Origin of the sequence: Bradyrhizobium sp. 190 (assembly GCF_023073415.1) — a bacterium.
In the GTDB taxonomy this organism is placed as follows: domain Bacteria; phylum Pseudomonadota; class Alphaproteobacteria; order Rhizobiales; family Xanthobacteraceae; genus Bradyrhizobium.
Genome location: NZ_JADPJL010000014.1, coordinates 45,327 through 71,025 on the forward strand (window position 1 = coordinate 45,327; position 25,699 = coordinate 71,025).

General features: G+C 63.0%; 21 protein-coding genes. 13 read left to right on the forward strand and 8 right to left on the reverse strand.

The features are described 5' to 3' along the window. Positions 1–19: 19 nt before the first annotated feature. Positions 20–1,390 carry a hypothetical protein gene (locus IVB22_RS14180; RefSeq protein ID WP_247517960.1) on the forward strand — a complete coding sequence of 457 codons (1,371 nt, stop codon included), beginning with the start codon at positions 20–22 and terminating at the stop codon, positions 1,388–1,390. 6 nt (positions 1,391–1,396) lie between these two features. Here IVB22_RS14180 and IVB22_RS14185 read toward each other — a convergent pair whose 3' ends face one another. After that, positions 1,397–1,945, reverse strand: a complete 549-nt coding sequence (locus tag IVB22_RS14185) for a DUF4440 domain-containing protein (RefSeq protein ID WP_247517961.1) — start codon at positions 1,943–1,945, stop codon at positions 1,397–1,399. A gap of 99 nt (positions 1,946–2,044) precedes the next feature. Between IVB22_RS14185 and IVB22_RS14190 the strand changes: the two genes are divergently transcribed. The 3 genes from IVB22_RS14190 to IVB22_RS14200 all read left to right on the forward strand — a co-directional run bounded on the left by IVB22_RS14190 (position 2,045) and on the right by IVB22_RS14200 (position 5,582). Then, complete coding sequence (locus tag IVB22_RS14190; protein ID WP_247517962.1) at positions 2,045–3,043, forward strand: LysR family transcriptional regulator; 999 nt, start codon at positions 2,045–2,047, stop codon at positions 3,041–3,043. Between the two features lie 179 nt (positions 3,044–3,222). Further along, on the forward strand, positions 3,223–3,933 hold the full coding sequence (locus tag IVB22_RS14195) for a cysteine hydrolase family protein (protein WP_247517963.1): 711 nt from the start codon (positions 3,223–3,225) through the stop codon (positions 3,931–3,933). Further along, positions 3,930–5,582: a regulator gene (locus tag IVB22_RS14200; RefSeq protein ID WP_247517964.1), complete on the forward strand. Its 1,653-nt coding sequence runs from the start codon at positions 3,930–3,932 to the stop codon at positions 5,580–5,582. The genes IVB22_RS14195 and IVB22_RS14200 overlap by 4 nt, the downstream gene beginning before the upstream one ends. Before the next feature lie 169 nt (positions 5,583–5,751). Here IVB22_RS14200 and IVB22_RS14205 read toward each other — a convergent pair whose 3' ends face one another. Continuing rightward, a complete protein-coding gene (locus IVB22_RS14205; RefSeq protein WP_247517965.1) occupies positions 5,752–6,606 on the reverse strand; it encodes a VOC family protein in 855 nt (284 codons plus the stop codon). Between the two features lie 73 nt (positions 6,607–6,679). Here IVB22_RS14205 and IVB22_RS14210 point away from each other — a divergent pair, with 73 nt between their 5' ends. Continuing rightward, positions 6,680–7,984, forward strand: a complete 1,305-nt coding sequence (locus IVB22_RS14210) for an FAD-binding oxidoreductase (RefSeq protein ID WP_247517966.1) — start codon at positions 6,680–6,682, stop codon at positions 7,982–7,984. Positions 7,985–8,021: 37 nt separating this feature from the next. Here IVB22_RS14210 and IVB22_RS14215 read toward each other — a convergent pair whose 3' ends face one another. Genes IVB22_RS14215 through IVB22_RS14230 form a run of 4 tightly spaced genes read right to left on the reverse strand, consistent with a single transcriptional unit; the run spans position 8,022 to position 13,100 of the window. Continuing rightward, entirely contained in the window at positions 8,022–9,653 is a 1,632-nt protein-coding gene (locus IVB22_RS14215; protein ID WP_247517967.1) for an ABC transporter ATP-binding protein, read from the reverse strand. Then, positions 9,650–10,480, reverse strand: coding sequence for an ABC transporter permease (locus tag IVB22_RS14220; protein ID WP_247517968.1), 831 nt, complete (start codon positions 10,478–10,480; stop codon positions 9,650–9,652). Before IVB22_RS14220 ends, IVB22_RS14215 begins: the two co-directional genes overlap by 4 nt. A gap of 4 nt (positions 10,481–10,484) precedes the next feature. Then, positions 10,485–11,459, reverse strand: coding sequence for an ABC transporter permease (locus IVB22_RS14225; RefSeq protein ID WP_247517969.1), 975 nt, complete (start codon positions 11,457–11,459; stop codon positions 10,485–10,487). A 24-nt stretch (positions 11,460–11,483) separates the two neighbouring features. Next, the gene (locus tag IVB22_RS14230; RefSeq protein ID WP_247517970.1) at positions 11,484–13,100 is read right to left on the reverse strand and encodes an ABC transporter substrate-binding protein; all 1,617 of its coding nucleotides are present in this window, start codon (positions 13,098–13,100) and stop codon (positions 11,484–11,486) included. Between the two features lie 24 nt (positions 13,101–13,124). Here IVB22_RS14230 and IVB22_RS14235 point away from each other — a divergent pair, with 24 nt between their 5' ends. Both IVB22_RS14235 and IVB22_RS14240 read left to right on the forward strand, forming a co-directional pair. Then, positions 13,125–13,358, forward strand: coding sequence for a hypothetical protein (locus tag IVB22_RS14235; RefSeq protein WP_247517971.1), 234 nt, complete (start codon positions 13,125–13,127; stop codon positions 13,356–13,358). A 168-nt stretch (positions 13,359–13,526) separates the two neighbouring features. Beyond that, positions 13,527–13,826: an HU family DNA-binding protein gene (locus tag IVB22_RS14240; RefSeq protein ID WP_027536409.1), complete on the forward strand. Its 300-nt coding sequence runs from the start codon at positions 13,527–13,529 to the stop codon at positions 13,824–13,826. 124 nt (positions 13,827–13,950) lie between these two features. Here the strand turns inward: IVB22_RS14240 and IVB22_RS14245 are convergent, their stop codons facing one another. Continuing rightward, positions 13,951–14,901 (reverse strand): SDR family oxidoreductase, encoded by a 951-nt coding sequence (locus IVB22_RS14245; protein WP_308200398.1) that lies wholly within the window; start codon positions 14,899–14,901, stop codon positions 13,951–13,953. Between the two features lie 129 nt (positions 14,902–15,030). Between IVB22_RS14245 and IVB22_RS14250 the strand changes: the two genes are divergently transcribed. The 6 genes from IVB22_RS14250 (at position 15,031) to IVB22_RS14275 (ending at position 24,278) form a co-directional block, all read left to right on the forward strand. Further along, a complete protein-coding gene (locus IVB22_RS14250; protein ID WP_247517972.1) occupies positions 15,031–15,876 on the forward strand; it encodes a CmcJ/NvfI family oxidoreductase in 846 nt (281 codons plus the stop codon). 79 nt (positions 15,877–15,955) lie between these two features. After that, positions 15,956–17,188: an MFS transporter gene (locus IVB22_RS14255; protein WP_247517973.1), complete on the forward strand. Its 1,233-nt coding sequence runs from the start codon at positions 15,956–15,958 to the stop codon at positions 17,186–17,188. A gap of 19 nt (positions 17,189–17,207) precedes the next feature. Then, the gene (locus tag IVB22_RS14260) at positions 17,208–18,524 is read left to right on the forward strand and encodes an aspartate aminotransferase family protein (RefSeq protein WP_247517974.1); all 1,317 of its coding nucleotides are present in this window, start codon (positions 17,208–17,210) and stop codon (positions 18,522–18,524) included. A 114-nt stretch (positions 18,525–18,638) separates the two neighbouring features. After that, positions 18,639–20,306: a hydantoinase B/oxoprolinase family protein gene (locus IVB22_RS14265; protein WP_247517975.1), complete on the forward strand. Its 1,668-nt coding sequence runs from the start codon at positions 18,639–18,641 to the stop codon at positions 20,304–20,306. Beyond that, positions 20,303–22,348, forward strand: coding sequence for a hydantoinase/oxoprolinase family protein (locus IVB22_RS14270; protein ID WP_247517976.1), 2,046 nt, complete (start codon positions 20,303–20,305; stop codon positions 22,346–22,348). The genes IVB22_RS14265 and IVB22_RS14270 overlap by 4 nt, the downstream gene beginning before the upstream one ends. Positions 22,349–23,045: 697 nt before the next feature. Then, complete coding sequence (locus IVB22_RS14275) at positions 23,046–24,278, forward strand: ABC transporter substrate-binding protein (protein WP_247517977.1); 1,233 nt, start codon at positions 23,046–23,048, stop codon at positions 24,276–24,278. Positions 24,279–24,375: 97 nt separating this feature from the next. Here the strand turns inward: IVB22_RS14275 and IVB22_RS14280 are convergent, their stop codons facing one another. Then, positions 24,376–25,590 (reverse strand): mandelate racemase/muconate lactonizing enzyme family protein, encoded by a 1,215-nt coding sequence (locus IVB22_RS14280; RefSeq protein WP_247517978.1) that lies wholly within the window; start codon positions 25,588–25,590, stop codon positions 24,376–24,378. Positions 25,591–25,699 lie beyond the last annotated feature (109 nt).

Sequence of the window (25,699 nt, forward strand, 5' to 3'; positions counted from 1 at the left end):
GACATCGATCATCCAAGCCATGAATAGCGATATTTCATTTCCGTCACATCGCGAATACCGATTTTATCAGGGACAGTTTGCGAGCCTCGTCGCCAACGGTATTCAGGCGGTCAATTTTCTCGGCGACCGGTTCCTGAGAAAAGCGCATCGCCTGTCGCTGGGAATCGATGAATTGTACCGGCACGCAGTCGACAGCGCATTTTCTCCGCAGGAAGCCTTTCTCGTCACGGGGGCGCCGCACGCAACCGCCTATTATCCGCGGGACTTCGCGTGGTTTTATCCCGATGTTCTCGATCCCGAAACCATCATGGATTCTGACGATGCCATCCGTCGGGTTCGCTTGCTCGAAAAAAGCGTCCGGCTGATGTTGGAGGCCGTGCGCTCCAATGTTGTCACGACCACCATTATTCCGGCCGGCCGCGACCGCTACATCGGCATCAATTACTTTTCGCTGCCTTCGGATACGCTGCTGGGTATCCTCGCAGGCCTCGAGCAAATCATCAGTGCAGATCAAAGGACATCTTCGTATCTGGCGATGTCGCAAGGCGCGCACGCCGGCCGTCTGTTGCTCGCCGAGTATCGCGGGGATCTGAAGAAGGCGATACTTCAACTTGCGGAAGCGCTGGAGCCGTTCGAGGACGGCGGCGTCACGGCTTTGCTGTGTGACGTAACCGCACCGCGCTCTGCGGCAACCGATACCCGCGCCGAACGCAGGCGTTTTGTCACCAATGCATGCGTTTACGCGACTTTTCTCCGCGGGATAAAACTTGGGGTGATCGACCGGGTCGAGCTGGAAGCCGTGCTCGGACGCGAACTCTCGCAATACAAAAAGGAGCTGCTCCGGCTGTTCGGCAGGCCCGGCTACATCAGGCATGCCTTGCACGCCGGCAGCGAACCGCCGGTGTTTTCCATTGCGCTCGATTTCGTCAACGTGCACCAGGGATTTTGGGATTTGAGCGACGAGGCCGAACGCGCGTTGTTCGCGGCAACGACGGATTTGATACTCGCCGAACCGCGATTTCGAATACCTGGCACCTCTCACTTCCTGGTATCCGTGGACAACCCGCTGAACAAGCTGATCCACAAGATTGCAGCGCCCGCCTATCAGGGACGTTCGTCCTGGCCGACGTTTAACGTCGAATTCGCCGATCGCATGCTGGAGTACGATGAACACTCCGGCACGCATAGATACAGATCCTGCGCGCAGGACATTTTGCGCGACATTCGTACCGCGACCGAAACGCACGGCGGATATCAGGAGCTCTTATCCGAAAACGGTCAGAAGTATCGCACATGGGCCTATCAGGGCGCGGTCGCTCACTCCTGGTTTCCGCGTTTTCTGTCGGTCTGGCGGCGGGCTTTCGGGACCCCGCTGCTTAGCGGCAACTAGACCGCCTCATTTCTTGTCGAGAGTTGCACCGCGGGCCAATGCGGCCGCGGTCTCAAGCCCGACGTGGCGCACGAGCGGGTCGGCGTGGCGGTGAACCAGCCACCACTCCGCGCCTTGCCTGCGATAGACCAGCGTCACCCGCAGCGACCAGTCCTGGTCCGGCAAGCCGCCGACCTCGCCGTGCTCACGCTCGATCACTGCAAGGACGACCAGGTCGCCCGACGCGTAGGATTGGACCAGTTCGACTTTGGCGTCGCCGTTTCTGAAATAGCTGGCGAGCCGCGCCAGCCGCTCGGGACTCATGTCAAAACCCCGGCTGGGTTCACCGCCAAACGGCTGCATCAGGGTAAAATCGTCAGCGATGCGCGTCAGGCCGGCCCATTTGTCCATGTCGCCGCGCATGAAAGCCGAAGCCCGAGCCTCGGACTTCCGGACCAGATCGACAAGCTCCTGCTCCGAAACTGCCGACGTCGGCTCCTGTGCGGCGCTGGCCGACAGCGGCATGGCGAGTGCGGCCTTCAGCGCCAAGCGCCTCCAGCGCTTCGATTGGATCATTTCGGTGTCTTTCCATTCGGGTTGGGCCGGCAACTGGCCGGCGGTGCTACCCAAATCCCACTTCAATGATACTGAATCCAGTGATATGATTTCAGCATTATGCTGAACCAGACTGACCTATCCCGGATCGATCTCAACCTGCTCGTGCTGTTCGAAATCGTCTTTCAGGAGCGGCATGTCGGCCGGTCGGCGGAGCGGCTGCATCTTTCGCCGTCCGCGATCAGCCATGGTCTTGGACGCCTGCGAACGCTGCTCGGCGATCCGTTATTCCTGAAAACTCCGAAAGGTGTCGTGCCCACGGAACGCGCCTCCCAACTCGCAACCTCGGTGTCTGAAATTCTCGCGCGTGTCCGCGGGGTGGTTTCGACAGCGACGCCGTTTGATCCGCGGCATTCGACGCGCCGTTTCGTCATTGGCGCGCCGGATGGCGTGTCGTCGGTCATTCTGCCTTCGCTGCTGGAGACGTTGCGTAGGGTGGCGCCGGGCGTCGATGCAGGCATCCGGCAGCTTCTTCCGGTGCAAGGCTTCACCGCTCCTCATCTGGCGTGGAAGGATGCGTTGAAGGAGCTCGAAGACCGGACGACGGATATCGCAATCATTCCCTTCGACGATATTCCGGTCCGTTTCCATAAACAGAAGCTCTACGAGGAGGAGTTCGTCATCGCCGTTAGGAAGGGGCATTCGTTCCAGCGTAATCCGACCCTCAAGCGCTACTGCGAGATGGAGCATCTCGTCGTTTCGCATACCGGCGATGTTACCGGATTCGTGGATGTTGAGCTTGCCAAGAAAGGGGCGGCGCGGCGCGTTGCCCTGACCGTGCCGAATTTCAATTTCGCACTTTCGGTGCTGGCCGAAACCGAGATGGTTTCCGCGCTGCCGAGACGGTTCGTGGAGATATATGGCGCCCGCTTCAACGTCGTTGCCGTCAAGGCGCCGCTGCCGCTGCCGCGTTTCTCGATCAACGTCGTCCTTCCGCAAGTGGCGATGATGGATGCCGGCCTTGCCTGGCTGGTCCAGTTGTTGGGAAAGGTGCGAACGGGAAATGACAGATCGTCCGTTCTTCGATCGGGTAAGCGCAACCGCAGCATGCACAGCTAATGGGCAACTGCTCGCTCGTGATGCGTTCGATGAAGGCGAGCCGAGATCGGCATCCGCGAGTAACAGACTGACAATATGATTGATTTTCTCCAGACCGATCGCCTGGCGCCATTGTACACAATGGCATGGGCCTTGCTTGACTTCTCCCGAAGAGTTCTCTCGTTCGGGGCGCGTACGTCATGGCGAACTCAGCAAAGCTCGCAGCAGAGCCGGAGCCGATCGAGCTCGACTGGGCGGCGACCGCGCTCCTCATCATCGACATGCAGCGCGATTTCATGGAGCCGGGCGGATTCGGCGAGACGCTCGGCAATGACGTCAGCCAGCTTGCACGAGCGGTAAAACCGATCGCCTCCGTGCTGGATGCGGCGCGCGCGGCCGGCATGCTGGTTATTCATACCCGCGAGGGCCATCTGCCCGATCTGTCGGACGCGCCGCCGGCCAAGGTCGAGCGCGGCGCGCCGTCTTTGCGTATCGGCGATCCCGGGCCGATGGGTCGCATTCTCATTCGCGGCGAGGCCGGCCACGACATCATTCCCGAATTGTATCCGCTCGACAGCGAGATCGTGATCGATAAGCCGGGCAAGGGCGCGTTCTACGCCACCGAGCTCGGCGACGTGCTGCAGCGCTACGGCATCGAGAATTTGCTGGTCTGCGGCGTCACCACTGAGGTCTGCGTCAACACCACGGTGCGCGAAGCCAATGATCGCGGCTATCGCTGCGTGGTGCTGGCAGATGGCTGCGCATCCTATTTTCCAGAGTTTCATGAGATGGGCCTGAAGATGATCAAGGCCCAGGGCGGCATCTTCGGCTGGGTCTCGGACTCGGCCGCGGTGCTGGAGGCACTTTTACCGGAGATTCCAAGGTCGGCAGTAGCGGGGGGATTACGATGAGCACGGGCACGACGGAGACTGCAGGCACATCCACTTTCAAGCCGGCGCTGTGGACGCCGGGCGACTGGAACGCGCTGTTCGGTTTCGGCACCAACATCCTCGTCAACATGCTGGTGCTGACCGGGTTGTTGCGCTTCGTGCTCAAGATGCCTGACAGCATCGTGTTCGGCCGCATCCTGCCGGCGCTCGGCCTGATGATGTGCCTGTCCACCTTCTATTATGCGTATCTCGCCTACAAGCTCGCGCAGAAGACCGGCCGTAACGATGTCTGCGCGCTGCCGTCGGGCGTCAGCGTGCCGCACATGTTCATCGTCACCTTCGTGATCATGCTGCCGATCACGCTCAAGACGGGCGATCCGATCAAGGGCTGGTCGGCAGGTCTCGTCTGGGTGTTCTTCCAGAGTTTTATTCTCATGATCGGCGGGTTCATCGCGCCGTATATTCGCAAGATTACGCCGCGTGCGGCACTGCTCGGCACGCTCGCCGGTGTCTCCGTCACCTTCATCTCGATGCGGCCGGCGCTGGAAATGTTCATGACGCCGCAGATCGGGCTGGTGTGTTTTGCCATCATCCTGGTCGCCTGGTTCGGCGGCGTGAAGTATCCGAGAGGAATTCCAGCGGGTCTCGTCGCCATCGCGGCCGGCATGCTCATCGCCTGGGGTTCGAACCTGTTCGGTCTCGGCCTCGGTGGCCTGAGTCTGAAGGGCGTCGGCGATGCCTTTGCCAATTTCGGCTTCTCGGTGCCGCTGCCGGCCTTCGGCCTCGTCTTCTCCGGCTTCGAATTCCTCGGCATCATCCTGGTGACCGCGATCCCATTCGGCATCTACGACCTCGTCGAAGCCATGGACAATGTCGAAAGCGCGGAAGCGGCCGGCGACGAATATCCGACGACGCGCGTGCTGACCGCCGACGGCGTCGTCAGCCTGATCGGCTGCCTAATGGGCAATCCCTTCATCAACGCTGTTTATATCGGCCATCCCGGCTGGAAGGCGATGGGCGGCCGGATCGGCTATTCGGCGGCGACCGGCATCATGGTGGTGCTGCTGAGCTGGTTCGGCATCATCTCGGTGCTGCTGGCGCTGGTGCCCGTGGTCGCGATCTCGCCGATCCTGCTCTATATCGGCATGCTGATCGGTGCGCAGGCGTTCCAGACCACGCCGGCCAAGCACGCACCCGCGATCGTGCTGGCGCTGACGCCGCATCTCGCCGCATGGGCAAAACTGCAGGTCGACACCATGCTCGGCTCGACGATATCAGCGGCCCAGTCGGTCGGCGGACTTGCCGCCGACAAGGCGGATGCAGTGAAGACTGCCGCGATTGCAGCGCTGCCGCAGCAGGGCGTGCTTTATCACGGGCTCGAAGTGATGGGCGGCGGCTCGATCCTCGCCGGCCTCGTGCTGGGCGCGATCGGCGTGTTCGTGATCGAACGCGATTTTCTTAAAGCCTCTGCCTTCGCGCTGGCCGGCGCCGTCATGACCTATTTCGGCTTCATGCACGGCGAAGCCGTCGGTATCGGTGGCGGGCTCGGCGTCACGCCGGGGGTGGCGCTGGCTTATGTGGTGATGGCCGGGGGCCTGTTCGCACTGGCGAAGACGAGTCCGAGCGTGGATTACAGCGCGCAAGTGCCAGCGGCAGCGCCAGCGGAGTAGCGGGCTGTCGCGTTCCCCGGATGCTGCGCAGCGCGCCGCTTGCGGCGTGATGCGCTGCTGATCCGGGGTCCACGCTTTGCGGCTGTGGGTCCCGGCTCTGCGGAGCAGCGTTGCCGGACGATGCTTCGCATCGCCTAGGCTGCACCGCGTCCGGGACAGGAGGCATTCCTTACCCCTTCACAAACGCCAGCATTGTGCCGTTGCCTTCAGCCGGTGGCACCACCACGCCGCCAGCGCTTTTCACGCCGGTCGCGCCCAGCACCTTCTGCGCCGCCGCGACATCGGCCACGATCACGAGCCCCGCGCCACCGCGTTCGGGCAGGCCGGCCAGCGATACGTTCGCGTAGCGCTTGCCGAGCTGGTCCTTGGTCAGGAACACGAAGTCGGCACGATCGCCTCCCGAGGGTACCGCGATAGCGCCATCGGACTCGTTGCGAACGTCACGATCGATCAGTTTGGACATAAGCGCGGCCTCCTTGGCCGGCTCCGGCGCGACGATCAGCACCTGCTTCAGGCGCTTGGCGCCGTTGGCATGCTTCATCAGTTCGGGAATCCAGACCGTCTCGCGCGTCTTGTGCTGGCAGGCAAAGATGCGCAGGCCGCCCGGCGCTTCCACCGTCGGCCATTGAAAGGTCCGGAACCTGGCTTCGGATTCCGTGCCATCCGGCAGCGTCACCGGCCGCTCGAAATCCGTCGGGCCAACAGGGACATAACCGCGCGCGAGAATTTCTTCCGCGCCCCGCGCCGAATCCACGGCGGTGAAGGCGATACGCTCGATGCCTTCACCGCTCTTTTCGAGAAACGCCCGCGCTGGCTCATTATGTTCAGTCGGCCTGAGCACGCCGAGCAATTCCATATAATCAGGGTCGAACATGATGGTGTAGTTGCCCGATCCCATATGCGCGCTGTGGGTGCCGCGCGGCGATACGGTGAAGCCCAGCCGCTTGTAATTCTCGGCCGCCTTGTCGAGATCCTTCACCATGACCACGGCGTGATCGATTCCGATGACGTTTTTGAGTGCCACTCTGTTATTCCTTGAGGCTGATTAGCGGGCTAAACTAAGCAGAACGATCAGTTGCCTGCAAGAAAGGATACCGATGAATAAGAGTAACGTCCGCTGGCCCAATTCGCTGTGGGCGGCGATGACGCCATCGGGGCCTGAATTGCCCGAACTGACCGGCACGCAGCAGGCGGACGTGATCGTGATCGGCGGCGGCTTCACCGGCCTTTCCACCGCGCTGCATCTGCGCGAAGCGGGCGTCGATGTCGCGATCGTCGAGGCAGCGGAACCGGGATGGGGTGCATCGGGCCGCAACAACGGCCAGGTGATCCCGACGCTGTCGCGGCCCGATCCGGAGGACATTGTTGCGAAGCACGGCGAGGCGGGAGAGCGTTTTGTCGGCATGCTGCGCGACAGTGCTTCGTATCTGTTCGACGTGACAAGGCGCTACAACATCGATGCCGAAGGGGAACAGGCCGGCTGGGTTCAGCCTGTGCATTCGCCCGGCCGCATCAAGATCGCGGAGCGGCGGGTGCGGCAATGGTCGAAGTTCGGCGCGCCGGTTGAGTTGCTGTCGCGCGAACAGACGCGGGACATGCTCGGGTCCGATGCATGGTTCGGCGGTTTCTGGAACAGGACCGGCGGCCACATCAATCCGCTTGCGCTGGCCCGCGGCCTCGCGCGCACCGTGCTCGAACTCGGCGCTCGCATCTATGCGCGCTCGCCGGCAGAAAGCTTTGAGCGCCGGAACGACCGCTGGGTGGTGAAGACGGCAAAGGGCGAGATTTCCGGCCGCGCGCTTGTCGTGGCAACCAACGCCTACAGCGGCGAATTTTCGAAGTCGCTTGTGCCTGACATCGCGCGCGAGGTGATGCCGGTGCTGTCCTGGCAGATGGCAACGCAGCCGCTGTCGGATAATGTCCGCAAGACCATCATTCCCGGCCGGCAGGCGATGTCGGACACCCACGGCGAACTCTATTTCGCGCGCTATGACGCCCGAAACCGCCTCGTCACCGGCGGCGCGGTGGTCGGCCCCGGCAACAAGGTGGAGCGGATCAAGGCGCGCGTCACGGAGCGTTTACAGCGGCTGTGGCCGCAGATCGGCGAGGTCTCGTTCGATTACGTCTGGAACGGCTATGTCGGCATGACCACGGATTTCCTGCCGCGCATTCACAAGCTCGGTCCCAACGCCTATGGCTGGACCGGCTGCAACGGCCGCGCCGTGGCGCTGACGATCCCGCTCGGCAATGAACTCGCCAAGGCCGTCCGCGGCGTGCCGGAAAACGAGCTGGCGCTGCCGTTTACCGGGCCGGTGCCGATCGTGGGCCACGGCATTTTGCGCAAACTGGCCCCGCTGATGCTGCTGGTCTACCGCCGCCGAGATGCGAGGGAGATGGCCTGAACTTCTCCTTCTCCCCGCAAGAGCGGAGAGGGAGAAGCTACACCGCCGCTGTATCGTGCTCCCTCGCAAACTCCCCACCCGGAATCGAATCGAGCAGCGCCCGCGTGTAAGCGTGCTGCGGGTTGCCGAACACTTCGCCTGCGAGCCCGTGCTCCACCACTTCTCCGTCCTTCATCACGGCGACGAGGTCGCAGATTTGTGCGGCCACACGCAGATCATGCGTGATGAAGACGATGGAGAGCCCCAGCCGCTGGCGTAATTCAGCAAGCAACTTCAGCACCTGCGCCTGCACGGAAACATCGAGCGCCGACACCGGCTCGTCCGCGACCAGCACATCCGGCTTCAGCGCCAGTGCCCGCGCCAGCCCGATGCGCTGGCGCTGGCCGCCGGAGAATTCATGGGGATAGCGATCGGCAGAGGAAGGATCGAGCCCGACCAGCGCGAACAGTTCTTTGGCATCCGCAATCGCCTGCGCGCGCGGCGTGCCGTGCACGATCGGGCCCTGCGCCACCAACTCGGCCGCCTTGCGGCGCGGATTGAGCGAAGCGAACGGGTCCTGGAACACCATCTGGATATGGCGCGTCTCGCGGCGGACTTTTTCGCGCGTCATCTTCGCCCAGTCATTGCCATCGAGCACGATCGACCCGCTGTCCGGATCGATCAGCCGCACGATGCAGCGCGCCAGCGTCGATTTGCCCGAGCCGGATTCGCCGACGATGCCGAGCGTTGCGCCACGCGGCAGGCTGAGCGACACGTTCTTCACGGCCGGCGTCACCCGCGCACCGCGTCCCAAAAAGCCGCCGGTGCGATAGGTTTTCGAGACATCCTCAATCGTCAGGATATTGTCGGCTGCGAGCGCACGCGGCGGCGGCGCCTTCAGCGGCGGGACGGCGGCAATGAGCTGTTTGGTATAGGCATGCTGCGGATGGTGCAGCACGTCGGTTGCCATTCCCTGTTCGACGATGACGCCGTGCTGCATCACCACCACGCGGTCGGCGATCTCGGCGACCACGCCGAAATCATGGGTGATGAACATGACCGCTGTTCTGCGGCGCTGCTGCAGGTCGCGGATCAATTTCAGGATCTGCGCCTGCGTGGTGACGTCGAGCGCGGTGGTCGGCTCGTCCGCGATCAGCAGTTTTGGATCGAGCGCCAGCGCCATCGCGATCATGGCGCGCTGGCGTTGTCCGCCGGATAGCTCGTGCGGGTAGGCTTTCGCCGCTACCTTGGGATCGGGAATCCGCACGTCCGCGAGCAGGGCCAGCACCTTCGCGCCGATCTCGGCTTTTGACAATTCGGTATGGATCGAGAACATCTCGGCGATCTGGTCGCCGATGGTACGCAGCGGATTGAGCGCCGTCATCGGCTCCTGGAAGATCATGGCAATGCCGGCGCCGCGCACCTCGCGCATTTGGGCAACGGATGCCGCGCAGAGATCGCGGCCTTCGAACAGTGCCCGGCCACCGTCGATCGTCACTTCATTGGGCAACAGCCGCATGACGGCATTCGCCATCATCGATTTGCCGGAGCCGGATTCGCCGACCACGCAGAGGATTTCGTTGGACGCGATCTCCAGCGACACATCCCGGAGCGCATGCGTCCGATCAGCGCCGCGGGGCAGGCGGACGCTCAAATGCTCGAGCGAGAGGATGGCTTCTTGCTCGCTCATCGCCCCTTCAGCCTCGGATTGAGCGCGTCGTTGAGCCCTTGGCCGACCAGCGACACCGCGAGCACGGTGACCAAAATGGCGAGGCCGGGGATCGCGGAGACGTACCATTGCAACCGCAGCACGTCGCGGCCGAGGCCAATGAGATTGCCCCAGGACGCCACATTGGGATCGGACAGCCGCAGGAAGGCCAGCGCGCTTTCGAGCAGGATCGCGACTGCCATCACCACGCTGGCATAGACGATGACCGGCGGCAGCGCATTGGGCAGGATTTCGCCGAAGATGAGCTGGATGTTTTTCATCCCCAGCGTCCGGCCGGCCTGGACGAATTCGCGGTTGCGCAACGACAGGAATTCCGCGCGGGTCAGCCGCGCCGGCGCCGGCCATGACACCACGCCGACCGCGATGGTGACGGTGGTCAGCGTCGAGCCGAACACGGCGACCAGCACCAGCAGCAGCACGAAGTTCGGCAGCGTCTGGAACGCCTCGGTGATCCGCATCAGCACGTTGTCGACCCAGCCGCCATAATAGCCGGCGAAGGCACCGACGAGGATGCCGATCAGGATAGCGATTGCCGTGGCGACGCCACCGATCAGGAGCGAGATGCGCGCGCCATAGAAAATCTGCGCGGCGATATCGCGGCCCGAATTGTCGGTGCCGAGCAGAAAGCGTGGATTGGAGAACGGCCAGATTAGCGGGCGGCCGGCCAGCGCCAGGGGATCACGTGGATAGAACCAGCCGGCCGAGATCGCCATCGCAATCACGATCACGAGCAGGATCAGGCCTGCGACCGCGGCGGGACTTCTGAAATAGCGCTTGACCGCATCCATCGCGTTAACCCGCCGTGATGCGCGGATCGAGCCGCGCATAGATCAGGTCGACGACGAAGTTGACTGATATCACAAGCAGCGCCGAGACGAACACGATGCCGAGCAGCGTATTGAGGTCGCGCTGCACCACCGATTCATAGGCCAGCCGCCCGAGGCCGGGCAGCGAGAACACGCTTTCGACCACCACCGATCCGCCCAGCATGGTGCCGGCCTGCAGCCCGATCAGCGTCACCATCGGCAATAGCGCATTGCGCAGCACGTGCCGCGTCACCACGCGGGTCTCGTCGAGGCCTTTTGCGCGCGCGGTCCGGACATAATCGAGGTTGAGCACTTCCAGCATCGAGGCGCGCATGATGCGCAGGTAGATCGCGAGGAAGATCAGCCCGAGGGTGAGCGTCGGCAGCACCAGGTGGCTTGCAATGTCGAATACGCGCCAGATGCCGGTTCGCACCGTGCCGATGTCCTCGAACCCGCCGGGCGGCAGCCATTGCAGGTAAACGGAAAATACCACGATCGCCATCAGACCGAACCAGAACGACGGCGTCGCATAGAAGATCAGTCCGAGGGTGGAGATCAGCGTATCCGGCCACCGGTTGACGGCGCGGGCGGCGATCACGCCGAACACAAGCCCGAAGAAGAACGCGAACGACAGCGACGCGGTCATCAAGAGGATCGTCGGCGGCAGCCGCTCCAGGATGACCGACGCCACCGGCTTGCCGTAGATCGAGGAAAAACCGAGATCGAGCCGCACCAGCCGCCAAAGGTAGTTGCCGAGTTGCGCCGGGATCGAGAGGTCGAGCCCGTAGAATTTTCGCAGCTCCTTGGCGGTCGCGGCGTCGCCGCCGCCCATCTGCGCCATCATCGCGTCAACAGTGTCCCCCGGTGCGAACTGCAGCAGCAGAAACACGCCGATCAGGATCAGGATCAGGGTCGGGATCGAGGCGGCGAGCCGCCGCCCCGCTAGGCCAAGGATGCGCATAGACCTATCTTGGCGGATAAGGTGTCAGGCGGAAAGCCAAAGATCGTGCCAGCTCGCCGAGCCCCAGCGCGGGGTGTTGGAGTGGTTGCGTGCCTTTGCCGTAATCGTGGTGACGAAAATCTGCTCGATCGGCATCCAGACCGGCAGCTCCGTATTCACCTCCTTGACGAACTGGGCATAGAGCGCCTTGCGCTTGGCCGGATCGACTTCGGTCGCGGCGTCGTCGATGGTCTTGTCGACGTTCTTGTCTTCCCAACCCCACTGGTTGGTCCAGGGCGCGCCCTTCGGCTGACCCGAGCGGTACCAGACCGTGGTCGAGACGGCAGGGTCGTTGCGGTACTGGTGCCAGCCGGTCGCGATATCGAAGGCGTGCTCGTCATAGACCTGCTTGAGAAAGCCGCCGCCGTCGTTGCGGACGATCTCGACGGGAATGCCGATCTCGCCAAGCGACTGCTGGATGAAGGTCGACCACAGCGAGATGTCCTCGCCCCAGGGCGCGGGCAGCAGTTTCAGCGAGAACCGCGTGCCGCCGCGGCCTGCCTTGAAGCCGGCTTCGTCGAGCAGGGCTGCGGCCTTGGCCTTGTCGTAGGGGTATTGCGGCGTGTTCGCACCCGGATAGAAATCAGTCGAGGTCGAGGGGATCGGGCCTGTGCCGAGCTTGGCGAAATCGCCGAGAAAATTGTCGATGAAGAACGGGACGTTGATCGCATGCGCGATCGCGCGGCGAACCTTGATGTCGGACAATTCCTTGCGGCGGAAGTTGAACTCGAGCGTATTGGTGCGCGCGTTACCTTCATTGCCCTTGGTCGAGACGATGAAGCGCTTGTCCTTGCCGAGCCGCGCGAGATCCGAAATGGTCAGGCCTGAGAACGGCGAGTAATGCAGCTCGCCGGCCTCCATCTGTGCCGCAGCCGCTGCGCGATCGGTGATCACGCGCCAGACGATGCGATCGAGATAGGGCGCGTTCGGCCGCCAGTAATTCTCGTTTCGGTCGGCGATGATGTATTGTCCGCGCTCATATTTGACGAACTTGAACGGGCCGGTGCCGACCGGTGAAAGGTTAGTTGGATTCTGGCGGATGTCGCCGCTTTCATAGAGGTGCTTGGCCGAGACGTAGCCGAGGTCGGGCAGGGCGCGCAGCAGGAGATTGAGCGGCATCGGTCGCTCGTATTTGAAGATCGCGGTCTGCTCGTCCGGCGTTTCGACTGATGTGAGGAAGAGCTGCAGCGTCGATCCGTAATTGAGGATCTTCTTCCACATGTTCATGGCGGTGAATTCGACGTCGGCCGAGGTGAACGGTTTTCCGTCGTGCCAGGTGACGCCCTTGCGCAGCTTGAACGTCACGGTCTTGCCGTCGGGCGAGGCTTCCCAGCTTTCGGCGAGCACGCCGACCGGCTGGCCGTTGGCGTCGAGATCGACGAGGTTTTCCTGGATCTTGCCGCCGATGATGTAGACGCCGGTGGAAGCCTGAATGCTCGGATTGAGCTGGCGCTGCTCGGCGCCGTAATGGACGTTGAACACGCCGCCCTTGCGCGGCGTTTCCTGCGCGAAGGCCCGCATCGGATTGATCACGTTGGCCGCGATGGCCGCCGACGTCAGCAGCGCGGTGCGGCGATTGATCTCAAGGCGCGTCAAATCCATGCGAAATCTCCGGAGGTGATATTGATGGCGGACCGTTCAGGCGTCCGCCTTGAGGGGGATGTTACGATGGAAGGCGAACGCGAGTCATTTTCTAATCGCTGTGCGAAGCGGAAAATCCTTTCTGAAATCAACGTGCTTACCGCCTGTTCAGCCTGCTCAATTTTTCGGAAGGGCGCAAAAGGTTGCGGCTCGCCAGAATTGAATTTCTGGCATGCGCAGTCTGAGATTGTGGAAAAACTGCCCCGAAAAGGTGTCTGAAAGCCCTTAAAAACAGGGGCCCGGCGGCTTTGGAGGCCTAAAAACCAGCCAAAATTGGACGAATCACTTCAACTCGACTAGCGAGATAGCTGTGCAGAATGTCGGAAACCCTGTTTTTTAGGCGGTTTCCGCCATATCGTCGCCTGTGCCAGAATCAATGGAGCAACCATGGCTACCCAAATGTCTAAGTCGCAGCTGATCGAGAAGATCGCGACCACCACCGAAGTTTCGAAGAAAGAGGTCAAGGGCGTGATGGAAGCGCTCGTTGACGTCGGCCACAAGGAGCTCAAGAAGAACGGGGTATTCCTCGTCCCCGGCTTCGCGAAGTTCGTCGTGGTCAAGAAGCCCGCGACCAAGGCTCGTAAGGGCACCAACCCCTTCACGGGCGAGGAAATGATGTTCAAGGCCAAGCCGGCCCGCAAGATCGTCCGGGCCCGCCCGGTCAAGGCCGCCAAGGACGCGGTTTAAGAAAAGCGAGAAGGCCCCCGGCGACGGGGGCCTTTTTGTCTTGCGGGGCGCTGCGCCCAGCTAGGTTGACCTCATCCTGCGGAGCGCGGCAACGCCGCGCGTCTCGAAGGATGCAGCCCCTACGCTACACCACCGGCGAGCGGCCGCCATCGACATTGATGGCGGTGCCGGTGATGAACGATCCCTGCTCGGAGGCCAGGAAACACGCCAGGTTGGCGAATTCCTCCGCCGTGCCGATGCGCCCCAGCGGGGTGCCCTTGGCGAGGTTCTTGGCAAACACCTCGAAATCCATGTCGGGCGCCTGCGAGGCGTGCCGCTTCACCCATTGATCGCTCATGATCAGGCCGACCAGCATCGCATTGACCAGGATGTTGTGCTCGCCGCCTTCGCTCGCCATCACCTTGGTCAGCGCCATGCCGGCCGCCCGCGATACCGAGGTGGGCGCCGACGCCGCCGCCGGCGCCTTGGCGTAGGTATTGAGCACGTTGATGATGCGGCCCCATTTGCGCGCCTTCATGCCCGGCCAGACCAGCCTGGAGAAGCGGATCGCGGCAAACAGTTTGAGGTCGAGGTCTTCCTGCCAGGCTTCGTCGGAGATGTTCTCGAACGCCATCGTCCGCGCCGTGCCCACATTGTTGACGAGGACGTCGACCGGGCCGAGATCGGCGACGATCTTTTCGTGCGCATTCGCGATATCAGCCGCTTTTGAGACGTCGCAGACATAGTCGCGAACTTCCAGACCGTCCTTGATCAGCGGTTCCCGCGCGGCCTTGAGGTCCTGTGCGCCGCGCGCCAGCATCGCGACCCTGGCGCCGGAGGAGGCAAATCGCCGCACGACGGCGAGCCCAATCCCCCTGCTGCCACCAGTGACGACGGCGACGCGATCTTTCATCGTGACTTGCATGTTGTTCTCCCGCTCGCGGTCTTCCGTGCCGCTGGTTGGGCCGAAGGGTTGATCGGCTCGAAAGGCATCATGGTTCCGCGCGCCGGCAGGATCAAGCACGCCCTGTAACGCGCGCTCGCGTCCTCTGACGAACGCGTGAACGCCGGAAATACCATGCGGTTCGGTGGGCACTTCAGACAAGGATTTTTCCCGTTTGCCGCGGTCGGGAATGGCAACGTTGCTATTTTCTAAAGCGCCTTGTGAGGCTCGGCGGCCGGACCAAGATCAAACAGAACAAACAATGGAGTCCAGGAGACCACCATGGGCCTGCAACAAGCAAAACTCGAATCGCTTCCCTTCGTCACGGCCGAACTGAACTATCTCGCGCCGACACCGGGAAAGCCCCGCACCTACGCCTTCGATCCGCCGCCGGGCGAACCCAAATCAACCGCGCTGCCCGAACCGCACAACGTCCCGATCTTCGATGCGCGCCTGATCGCCGGCAACCTCTCGCTGGACCGCGAAGGTTTTGCGCTGGTCCGCCATCCCACCATCGTCAAGGATTTCTATGACGATAAGGAAGTGAGAGGCGTCTACTATCCCGCCGTGGAGGCCTTCCTGAAGGCAACGCTCAAGGCCGATCGCGTTGTCATCTTCGACCACACCGTGCGCAAGCGCGTCCAGGGCGCCGCGGATGTCAGGGGCGCCGGGCCGCGCCAGCCGGCCACGCGCGTCCATGTCGACCAGACGGATAAATCAGGCGCCAACCGCGTTCGCGAACATCTGCCCGTCGAGGCCGACGAACTTCTGAAGGGACGCGTGCAGGTCATCAATGTCTGGCGGCCGATCCGCGGGCCCTTGCGCGATACGCCGCTTGCGATGTGCGACGGCCAGACGGTCGAGGCGGGCGATCTCATTGCCTCCGATCTGATCTATCCGAACCGCAGTGGCGAGACCTATTCCGTAAAATACAATCCGAACCATCGCTGGTACTACATTCCGGAAATGAGGACTGACGAGGCGCTGCTGCTGAAGTGCTACGATTCCGCAACCGACGGCCGCACGCGGTTCGGGCCGCATACCGCCTTCACCGATCCGACCACGCCGGCCGACGCAGCCCCGCGCGAAAGCATCGAGCTCAGGACATTGGTGTTCCACCGGAACTGATCGTCGCAAGCGGGAGGATTCGCGTTCCCACCCTATTGGTGATACCTCGCCCCAAGACAGTTTTGGGGCGAGACGGCTCATGGACGGCAAGGCCGATGACGCGGGGATAAACATCCGCGCACTGATTTTTGCGCTTCTGGCGCTGGCCTGCGGCCACATGCTGTCGACGCTGCTGCGGACGATTCCGGCGATCAGCCTCGACGTGATGGCGGCCGACTTCCGCACCGCCCCGCAGACGCTGGCGAGCCTCACCTCGATCTACCATTTCGCCTTCGCCGCATCGCAGATCCCGGTCGGCGCCGCGATGGATCGCTTCGGCGTCCGGCCAGTTTCCCTGAGCCTGCTCGCGGGAACCATCGTCGGCGCGCTGGCGTCGGGGCTCGCCACCGGGCCGGAGGGCTTTCTGTTCGGGCAGTTCCTGCTCGGCGTCGCCACCTCGGGCATGCTGATGTGCCCGATGACGCTGGCTGCAAAACAGATGTCGGCGGCGCGGTTCGGCCTGTGGTCCGGGATCATCCTGTCGATCGGCAATATCGGCATGCTGCTGTCGGCGAGCCCGCTGGCCTTTGTCGTCGAACTCTGGGGATGGCGCGCGGGTTTCTGGATCTCCGCGGGCTTTGGTGCCGTGGTGGCGATTGCCGTGTTTGCACTGGTTCCGAAACAGCCGGCTGCGCACGCGGATAATTCCTCGCCGCTGTCGCAAATGGCTGAGGTCCTTCGAATCGGCCTGTCGCGTCCGCTTCGCGGCTTAATCGCGCTGGCGCTGGTCTCGCTGGCGGCCACGCTGGTGTTGCGCGGATTGTGGGGCGGCCCATGGCTGATGGAGATCAAGGCGCTTGGCCGGATTGAAGCAGGCAATGCGCTTGGCCTGTTCACGCTCGCGTTGATCGCCGGACCGGTGCTGGTGGGAATCCTCGATCGCACCATCGGCCACCGGCGCGAGCTGCTGGCCGCTGCCCATTCCCTCGTAGCCTTGTTGCTCGTCCTGATGGCCGCCGGCGCGCCGCATTATCCGCTGTCGGAACTGTTGGGCGTGACCGCATTGCCGCCGCTATTTGACGGCGTGCTCCTGGTGCTGATCGGCCTCGCTATCTCGGCACAGCCGCTGCTCTTCGGCATGACACAACAACTGGCCGGCGCGCAGAATGCCGGCAAAGCCTTGTCCGCGATCAACCTCGCGTTCTTCCTTGGCGCCGCGCTGATGCAATCCACGACGGGGGTGGTCGCGACGATCTTCGGCCTTCCTGCAGTGCTGCTATTCATGGCCGCGACCTTGATCGTCGGGACGATTGTGTTTTTGATGTACACCTGACCTCTGGATGGATTTGTGCATGTACCCGGATCCGAACTCGTCCTCGCAAAAAATGTACGACCGCGCACTGGCGAGCCTGCCCGGCGGCAACACCCGCACCACCGTGTTCATGAAGCCCTATCCGATCTACGCCGCGCGCGGCGAGGGTTGCCGGGTCTGGGATCTCGACGGCAACGTCTACATCGACTGCATCAACAATTTCACGTCGCAGATCCACGGCCACGCCCATCCTGCCCAGATCAAGGCGGCGACTGCTCAATTGGCGTTGGGGTCCGCATTCGGTCTGCCGACCGCGTCCGAGGTTGATCTCGCCGAACTTTTGGTGTCGCGTTTGCCGTCGGTCGAACAAGTCAGGTTTGCCAATTCCGGCACCGAGGCCGTGATGATGGCGCTGAAGGCGGCACGGGCGCATACCGGCCGTCCCAAGATCGCCAAATGCGAGGGCGCCTATCACGGCTCCTATGACTATGCCGAGGTGAGCCTGGACCCCACGCCGGAAGCCTGGGGCCGCAACGCGCCGGTATCGGTCGCCTATGCCAAGGGCACGCCCGAAAATGTGCTGGCCGACGTCGTCACCATTCCCTTCAACGACACGGAGGCGGCCGTCAGCCTGATCCGCGAGCATGGCGAGGGGCTCGCCTGCGTGCTCGTCGATCCAATGCCGAACCGTGCCGGCCTCGCACCGGCGGACCGGGCCTATCTGGAGGCGTTGCGAAACGTGACACGCGAGGTCGGCGCGCTGCTGATCTTCGACGAGGTGATTACGTTTCGCCTGGGCTATCGCGGCGCGCAGGGCCTCTGGAACATCGCCCCCGACCTGACCACGCTGGGAAAAATCATCGGCGGCGGCTTTCCGGTCGGCGCGATCGGCGGCCACAGGGACGTCATGGCGGTGTTCGATCCGCGCTCGGGCAAGCCGGCGCTGCCGCATGGCGGCACGTTCTCCGCCAATCCCGTGACGATGCGGGCAGGGATCGCTGCAATGGAGTTGCTCGACGATGCGGCGTTTGCGCGGCTGGATGCGATGGGTGAGGCGGTTCGCTCCGGCATCGACGCCGCGTTCAAGCGCCACGGCGTGCCCGGCGGCACGGTGGGCTTGGGTTCGCTGCTCAAGATTCATTTCGCCGATCGGCCGGTCCGCGACTATCGCTCGGCCTATCTGAGCGACGAGGAAGCGCGGCGTCAGGCGGTTTTCAATCGCGCATTTCTCAATTACGGCGTGCTGGCTGCGGGCAACGGGTTGATGGCCTTGTCGACCCCGATGACGGATGCCGATATACATGCGATCATTGACGCAGCATCGGGCGCGCTTGAAGAAGTCGCACGCACGCTTTAATTGGCCTCGTAGGATGGGTGGAGCGCAAGCGATACCCATCAGCGCCAGCGCATGATAGTGATGGGTTTCGCAAGGGCTCTACCCATCATACGAAACGAATAACAACGGCTCCGAATGTCCGCCAAGATCGATCCCATCACGCGCTCCGTCGTCCAGCACCGGCTCAGTTCGATCGTGAAAGAGATGGGCGAAGCCATGCTTCGCACCTCCTATTCGCAGATCCTCAATTCCAGCCGCGATTTTTCGCTGGCGATCTGCGACACCGCAGGCCGCCTGATCGCGCAGGCCGATCACCTGCCGGTTCATGTCGGTGCGCTGCCGTGGGCGACGCTCGCGGTCGAGGAGCGGTTCAAGGACGTGCAACAAGGCGACGTCATCCTGCTCAACGATCCCTATCACGGCGGCAGTCATCTGCCCGATCTTACCGCCTTCGTGCCGGTCTTCGCCGGCGACAAGCGTCTGCTCTGGACCATCGTCCGCGCGCATCAGAGCGATATCGGCGGCGCCACCCATGGCGCCTATAATCCCGCCGCCACCGAGATCTATCAGGAAGGCCTGCGCGTCCCGCCGATCAAGCTCTATGAGGCCGGCAAGCTGCGCGACGATTTGCTCGATCTCTTGGCGCTGAACATTCGTAACCCCCGCGAGTTCCGCGGCGACCTTGCCGCGATGCTCGGCGCGGCCCATCTCGGCGAGCGACGGCTGTCGCGGCTGTTTGCCGAGTTCGGCGCGCCGGTGGTGGAGGCCGCCATGGAGGCGATCCTTGATGCTACGGAGCAGCAGACGAGGGCTGTCGTCTCGACCTGGAAGGATGGCGTCTTCCACGGCGAGGCGTTTCTCGACGATGACGGCCATGGCCGCACCGACATCCGCATCGCAGCGAAGGTGACCAAGAAGGGCAGCGACGTCGAAGTCGATCTCTCCGAGTCCGATCCGCAATCCACCAGTTTTGTGAACTCCTCGCACGCCAATATGCAGGCGGCGGTTGCGATGGCCTTTGCCTATCTGATCGACGCGGAAATCCCCAAGAACACGGGCGCGCTGCGGCCGCTGAAGGTGATCGCGAAGCAAGGCACGGTGGTGTGGGCTGATCCGGGCCGGCCGGTGACGCTGTGCACCAGCCATCCCTCGAATGAAATCGTGGAAGCCATCGTGAAGGCGCTGTCGGCGTCGTGCCCGGAACGCGCGATGGCGGGCTGGAGCCGCCGGTTCCGGATCGCGATCCAGGGCGAAGACCCGCGCACCGGAAAAAGCTTCATCTGGCACCTGTTCCAGGCGCGGCCCGGCGGTGGTGCGTCGTCGGGCGGCGACGGCTGGTCGTCGATCGGCGAATGGCATTCGGTCGGCGGGCTGAAGTTCGGCAGTCTCGAAGTCGCCGAGGTGCGCTTTCCCCTGCATTTCCGCACGCATGAATTCCGCCCCGGCTCGGGCGGCGATGGTCAGCATCGCGGCGGCCTCGGCGTCTCTCTCGATCTGGTGCTGGAAACCGAGAAGATCGCAAAAGGCAACACCGCAGGCGACGGCGCGCGGCACGGTCCCTGCGGCATGCTCGGCGGCGAGGACGGCAAGCCGCATCATTACCGTCTACTGTCGGACGGCCGCGAACCGCGCGTGCTGCGCACCAAGGAAGTCGGCATCGAGCTGCGCCCTGGCGACTGTCTCGAGATACGCTCGTCCGGCGGTGGCGGCTGGGGACCGCCTGCAAAACGATCGGCGGAGGCGCGCCAGCGCGACCGCGAGCAGGGCCTGACTGAAGTCCCGGCGGAGCAGGCGTCCTCATGATGTTCAGGATAGGCGTTGACGTCGGCGGGACCTACACCGATCTCGTGGCCACCGATGAGAGCGGGCGGACGATATTTGCGAAATCGCCATCGACCCCGGCGGATCAGTCGCTCGGCGTGATGGCAGGGCTCGATGAACTGGCGCTGCGTTTGAACGTCACGTGCGCGGAAATGCTCGCGGCGACTGACCGGCTGGTTCATGGCACCACGGTGGCCACCAATGCGCTGCTGGAGCGCAAGGGCGCAAAGGTTGCGCTCTTGACCACCGAGGGCCACCGCGACGTCATCGAGATGCGCGAGGGCCTCAAGCCCGATCGCTACGACCTGCGCTCGCCGCCGCCGGAACCGCTGGTGCCGCGCGAACTGCGTTTTGGTGTCAAGGAACGGCTGAAGGCCAGCGGCGAAGTTTTGCTTCCGCTGGATGCGAAATCGCTCGACGACGCGATTGCCGGCATCCGGCAATCAGGCGCGACCTCGGTCGCGGTGTGCTTCCTGCATTCCTATCTCAATCCCGTGCATGAACTTGCCGCCGTCGAGCGGCTGAGGCAGGCGCTGCCTGATATCAGCATCTCGCGCTCCAGCGACGTGCTGCCACAAATCAAGGAATATGAGCGCGTCTCGACCACGATCGTGAACGCCTATGTCGAGCCGATCGTGCGCCGCTATCTGACCAACCTCGAAGCGCGGCTTGGCGAGGCCGGTTTCAAGGGCAGTCTCTTTGTCGTGCTGTCGCATGGTGGCATGGCGCCCGTCGAGGAGGCCTCGCGGCTCGCCGCGGGCACCGTGCTGTCAGGCCCCGCAGGCGGCATGTCGGGCGGACGGCGCTGTTCTGATCTGGTCGGCATCCCTGATCTCGTGCCGTTCGACATGGGCGGCACTTCGACCGACATTTCGCTGATCTCGGGCGGGCAGGCATCATTGTCCGCCGACGGCATGCTGGCCGGCCAGCGCATCGCGCTGCGCAGCCTCGACATTGCGAGCATCGCTGCAGGCGGCGGTTCGATCGCGAGCGTCGATGCCAGCCGTACGCTGCGGGTGGGGCCGGAAAGCGCGGGCTCGGCGCCGGGGCCGGCCTGCTACGGCAATGGCGGGCAGGCCGCGACCGTCACCGACGCCAATGTCGTGCTCGGCTATCTCGATGCCACCGCCTTCATGGGCGGCAAGCGCCCGCTCGACCGCGCGGCGTCGGAAGCAGCCGTCGACCGCATCGCCAAGGCGATGGAGCTGTCGCGCGTGGAAGCCGCCGCCGGCATCTACCGCATGATCAATCTGAACATGGCCGACGGCATCCGCCTGATGACGTTGCGCCGTGGCGTCGATCCCCGAAAATTTGCGCTGCTGAGTTTCGGTGGCGCGGCGGGATTGCACGCGGCCGAAGTGGCGCGCGAACTCGAGATCAAGCGCATCATCGTGCCGACGGTGGCATCTGTTCTCTCCGCCTGGGGCATGCTGACCAGCGATCTCCGCTACGAGGTCGGCCGCACGCATTATGGCGCGGCTGCCCGCATCACCGCCGATGAAGTGCGCGAGCTCTTTGCCGGACTGGAGCAGCAGGCCGCCGGCCGGCTGCGCTCATGGTTCAACGGAAAGATTGCAATCGAGCGCTCCGCCGAGATGCGCTACGGCGAGCAGATCTTTGAAATCGACGTCTCGCTGGACGGCCTCGACTGGAACGCGGCCGATCTTGTCGACCGGATCGAAGACCGCTTTCACGTCAGGCACGAGGAGCTCTACACCTACGCCTCGCGTGGCCAGGAAGTGGTCTTCGTCAACGCCCGAGTCGCCGCCGTCGGCGAAGTCCAGCGGCAGGACGAGCGTGCGCGCGAGGCCGCGTCATCCAGCGCCTGTTCACCGCGCAGCCGGCGGCAAGCCTTCTTCGGCGGCTGGCGCGAAGTCCCGGTCTACACGCTTGACGAGTTGCACCCCGGCCACGTGCTGACGGGACCCGCGATCATCGAAGCCGAGACCACGACCGTGCTGGTCGACACCGGCGACCGCGTCACGGTCAATCCGTTGGGCTGGCTGGATATCGCGCTACGCTGATACGTAGCCCGGATGAGCGTAGCGATATCCGGGGGCATAGCTCCGGCATATCGCTTCGCTCGTGCGGGCTACGTTTCTGCTCAATCGTTGCATTACCGGTTTCGACCCTTACACGGCCAATCTCGACCATGCACACGGCCAAGACCCAATTCGTTCGCCAGCCACAACGGAACCGTTTGCTCTTGAGGCCCATAGCGTATCACCGGCACTACGGGCCCGCCGCATGGATCGACCCGGTCGTCCTCAGGGCGATAACGATATCGTGGAACAATATTGTAATCCCAGTAGGGAGCTGGCCTTACGACGGGCACCCTGATGAGGGGCCTTTCCCGTGGTTCACGAACGACTTGGGCCGTCTGCGCATGCACTGCGGCACTAAACGTGCCCAGGTTACACAGGACTAGGGCCGTTCCCAGAGCTGCGATCGCTATCCTCATGCCTCGACCTCCTTGCCACGCACTGCTTAGACGCAACTTGATTTCCAGCGATGTTCGAATTCGTCCGCTGCTGGAGGGTATATCGGACATCAAACACGCCTGAACCGCAACGTCTCATTCTATGAAGACTGGCAACCCGTCTGGCGTGGCAAAGCCGCGCCGCCAACATTTCGTTTAACAACCTGATCTCCTGCGCTATCATCGTCATCGCTGGGTGGCGTCACGAGCTCTGAACAGCTCGACGTTCGAGGGCCCCGTTGATGAAAATAAGAATAAAATGGCTGTCACCAGCCTTCTTGGCTGCATTGTTGCTGGCATCGATTTGGGTCGCCCCGCAGTCAACCCGCGCCGCCGGCGTCACCGATACCGAGATCCGCATCGGCAACATCATGCCCTATACCGGGCCGCTGGCCGCCTTTGCCTCGATCGGCAGGGCGGAGGCCGCCTATTTCGACATGATCAACGAACGCGGCGGCATCAATGGGCGCAAGATCAGGTTCATCTCCCGCGACGACAGCTCAAATCCGAGAACGGCGGTCGAGCACACAAGTGAACTGGTCGAGCAGGAGCGCGTGCACCTGATGTTCGGATCGTTCGGCACGCCGAGTAATCTGGCGACGCGAACCTATCTCAATGAGCGGAGTATCCCGCAGCTCTTTGTCGCTTCCGGCGACGAAGAGTGGGCGCACCCGAAGCGGTTTCCGTGGACGATGGGCTGGCAGCCGACATTTCGTGCCGAGGGTAGGATCTACGCCAACTACATCCAGGCCGCCTATCCGAGCCGCAAGATTGCCGTGCTCTGGCAGAACGATCAGTTCGGCCGCGATCTGTTTCGCGGATTGCAGGAGGGGCTCGGCCTCACCGCCAACATGATCGTGGCCGATATCGCCATCGATGCGGACATGTCAATCGATGACCAGGTTGACATCCTCAAGAACTCCGGCGCTGAAGTGCTCGTGCTCAATTGCGCGCCGCCGATCTCCGCGCGCGCCATCCGTAGAGCGGCTGACCTCGGTTGGCACCCGCAGTTGTTGCTGGTCAACGCTGCAGCTTCGATCGCGAACGCGCTGAGGCCGGCGGGGCTTCAGAATTCAGTCGGCGTGATTTCTACCTCGTTCCTGAAGGACGCCAGTGATGCCACCTGGAAGGAAGACCTCACCATCAAGGACTGGCTGGCCTTCATGGACAAATATTATCCCGACGGCGACAAGGAAGATGGCAACGCCATATTCGGCTATGCGGCGGCGGCAACCCTGGTCCAGGTCTTGACCCAGTGCGGCGATGACCTGTCGCGCGAGAACATCATGCGGCAGGCAGCGTCGCTGAGGAATTACCAGAGCCCAATTGCGCTGCCGGGAATTGCGATGAACACCGGGCCGGCCGACTTCCACCCGATCAAGCAGATGCGGCTGGTGCAGTTCGACGGCAATTCCTGGCAGCCGATCGGCGACGTGATCGAGAGCGCGTTCGCGAGCCGGCCGAGTGATAATTGAGTGTAGGGTGGGCAAAGCGAAGCGTGCCCACCATCTCGCCGATTGCGCAAATTGAATGGTGGGCACGCTGCGCTTTGCCCACCCTACGAAGGCTAAGCTACTTCTTCTGTCCGTAATTCAACAGCCCGCCCTTGCTCTTGGGCGGATGGGCGCGCAGGCCTTCCTCGTTGGGTTCGGTGCCCCAGCCGGGGCGGTCCGGCATCACGAGATGACCATCGACGATCTCGGGCACATGCGTGAACAGTTCATGGTCCCACGCCAGGCGGTCGATGTCGGTTTCCATGATGCGCAGATTGGGCACAGCGGCCGAGAAGTGCGCGTTCTGCATGGTGCAGAGGTGGCCGTAGAAATTATGTGGGGCGACGTTGACCTCGAAATGCTCGGCGGCGGCGGCGATCTTCATCGATTGCCACACCCCGTTCCAGGGCGTGTCGATAATGGCGACATCCATTGCTTGTTCGTTGAAGTAGGGCAGGAACTCGCGCAGGCCCAGCAGCGTCTCGCAGGATGAGACCGGATGTGGGCTCTGGCGACGGATGTAGCCCAGCGCCTGCGGGTTGAAGGTGTCGATCTCCACCCAGAACATGTCCATGTCCTTGATGGCCCGGAGTATCTTCAGATACCCTTCGGTCTTGGCGTTGAAGTTGAGGTCGAGCAGCAAATCGACATCGGGCCCGGCGCCGTCGCGGATCGCTTCGAGATGCATGCAGAGATTACGCAGCACTTTGCGGTCGACATTGATCTCCGGCTCGAACGGCGAGCCGAAGCCGGGCCGCCAGCCCTGCGGCTTGCCGTCGGTGTAGACGAAGATGTTGGTCTTCATTGCCGAAAAACCCTTCTCGCGCACCTCGCGGCCGATGGCCTTGACGCCGTCGAGATCGGTAATCGCCGGCTTGAACCAGTCGGGATGGTTGATGCGCCAGGTCGCGCAATGCGACCAGTAGACCCGGATGCGGTCGCGGATCTTGCCGCCGAGCAGTTCGTAGCAGGGCACGCCCAGCGCCTTGGCCTTGACGTCGAGCAGCGCGTTCTCGATGGCGCCAAGCGCCAGCGCCACCACGCCGCCCGCGGCCGGCCGCGTTGCGGCAAACAGCTCCGCGTAAATCCGCTCGTGCTGGTAAGCGTTCTTGCCGACTACGCGCGCTGCCAGCCGCTCGATTGCGGCCGTGACGCCGGGCGCGCCAAAACCCTCGTCGTATTCGCTCCAGCCGACGATGCCGTCCTCGGTCATGATCTTGACGAAGTGGTAGTTCCGCCAGCCGGCGTCGCAGGCGAGCGTTTCGACGCTTCTTATTTGAGTGGCTTTTTTCATGATTTCCTGCCCCGCGTTGTTGTTCTTGCGTTGACTGATAACAACAACGGTTTAACGGGGCCGTCAATCGCGAGAGGGCGTGCCCTTTGTCATGGCCGGGTCAGGCTCG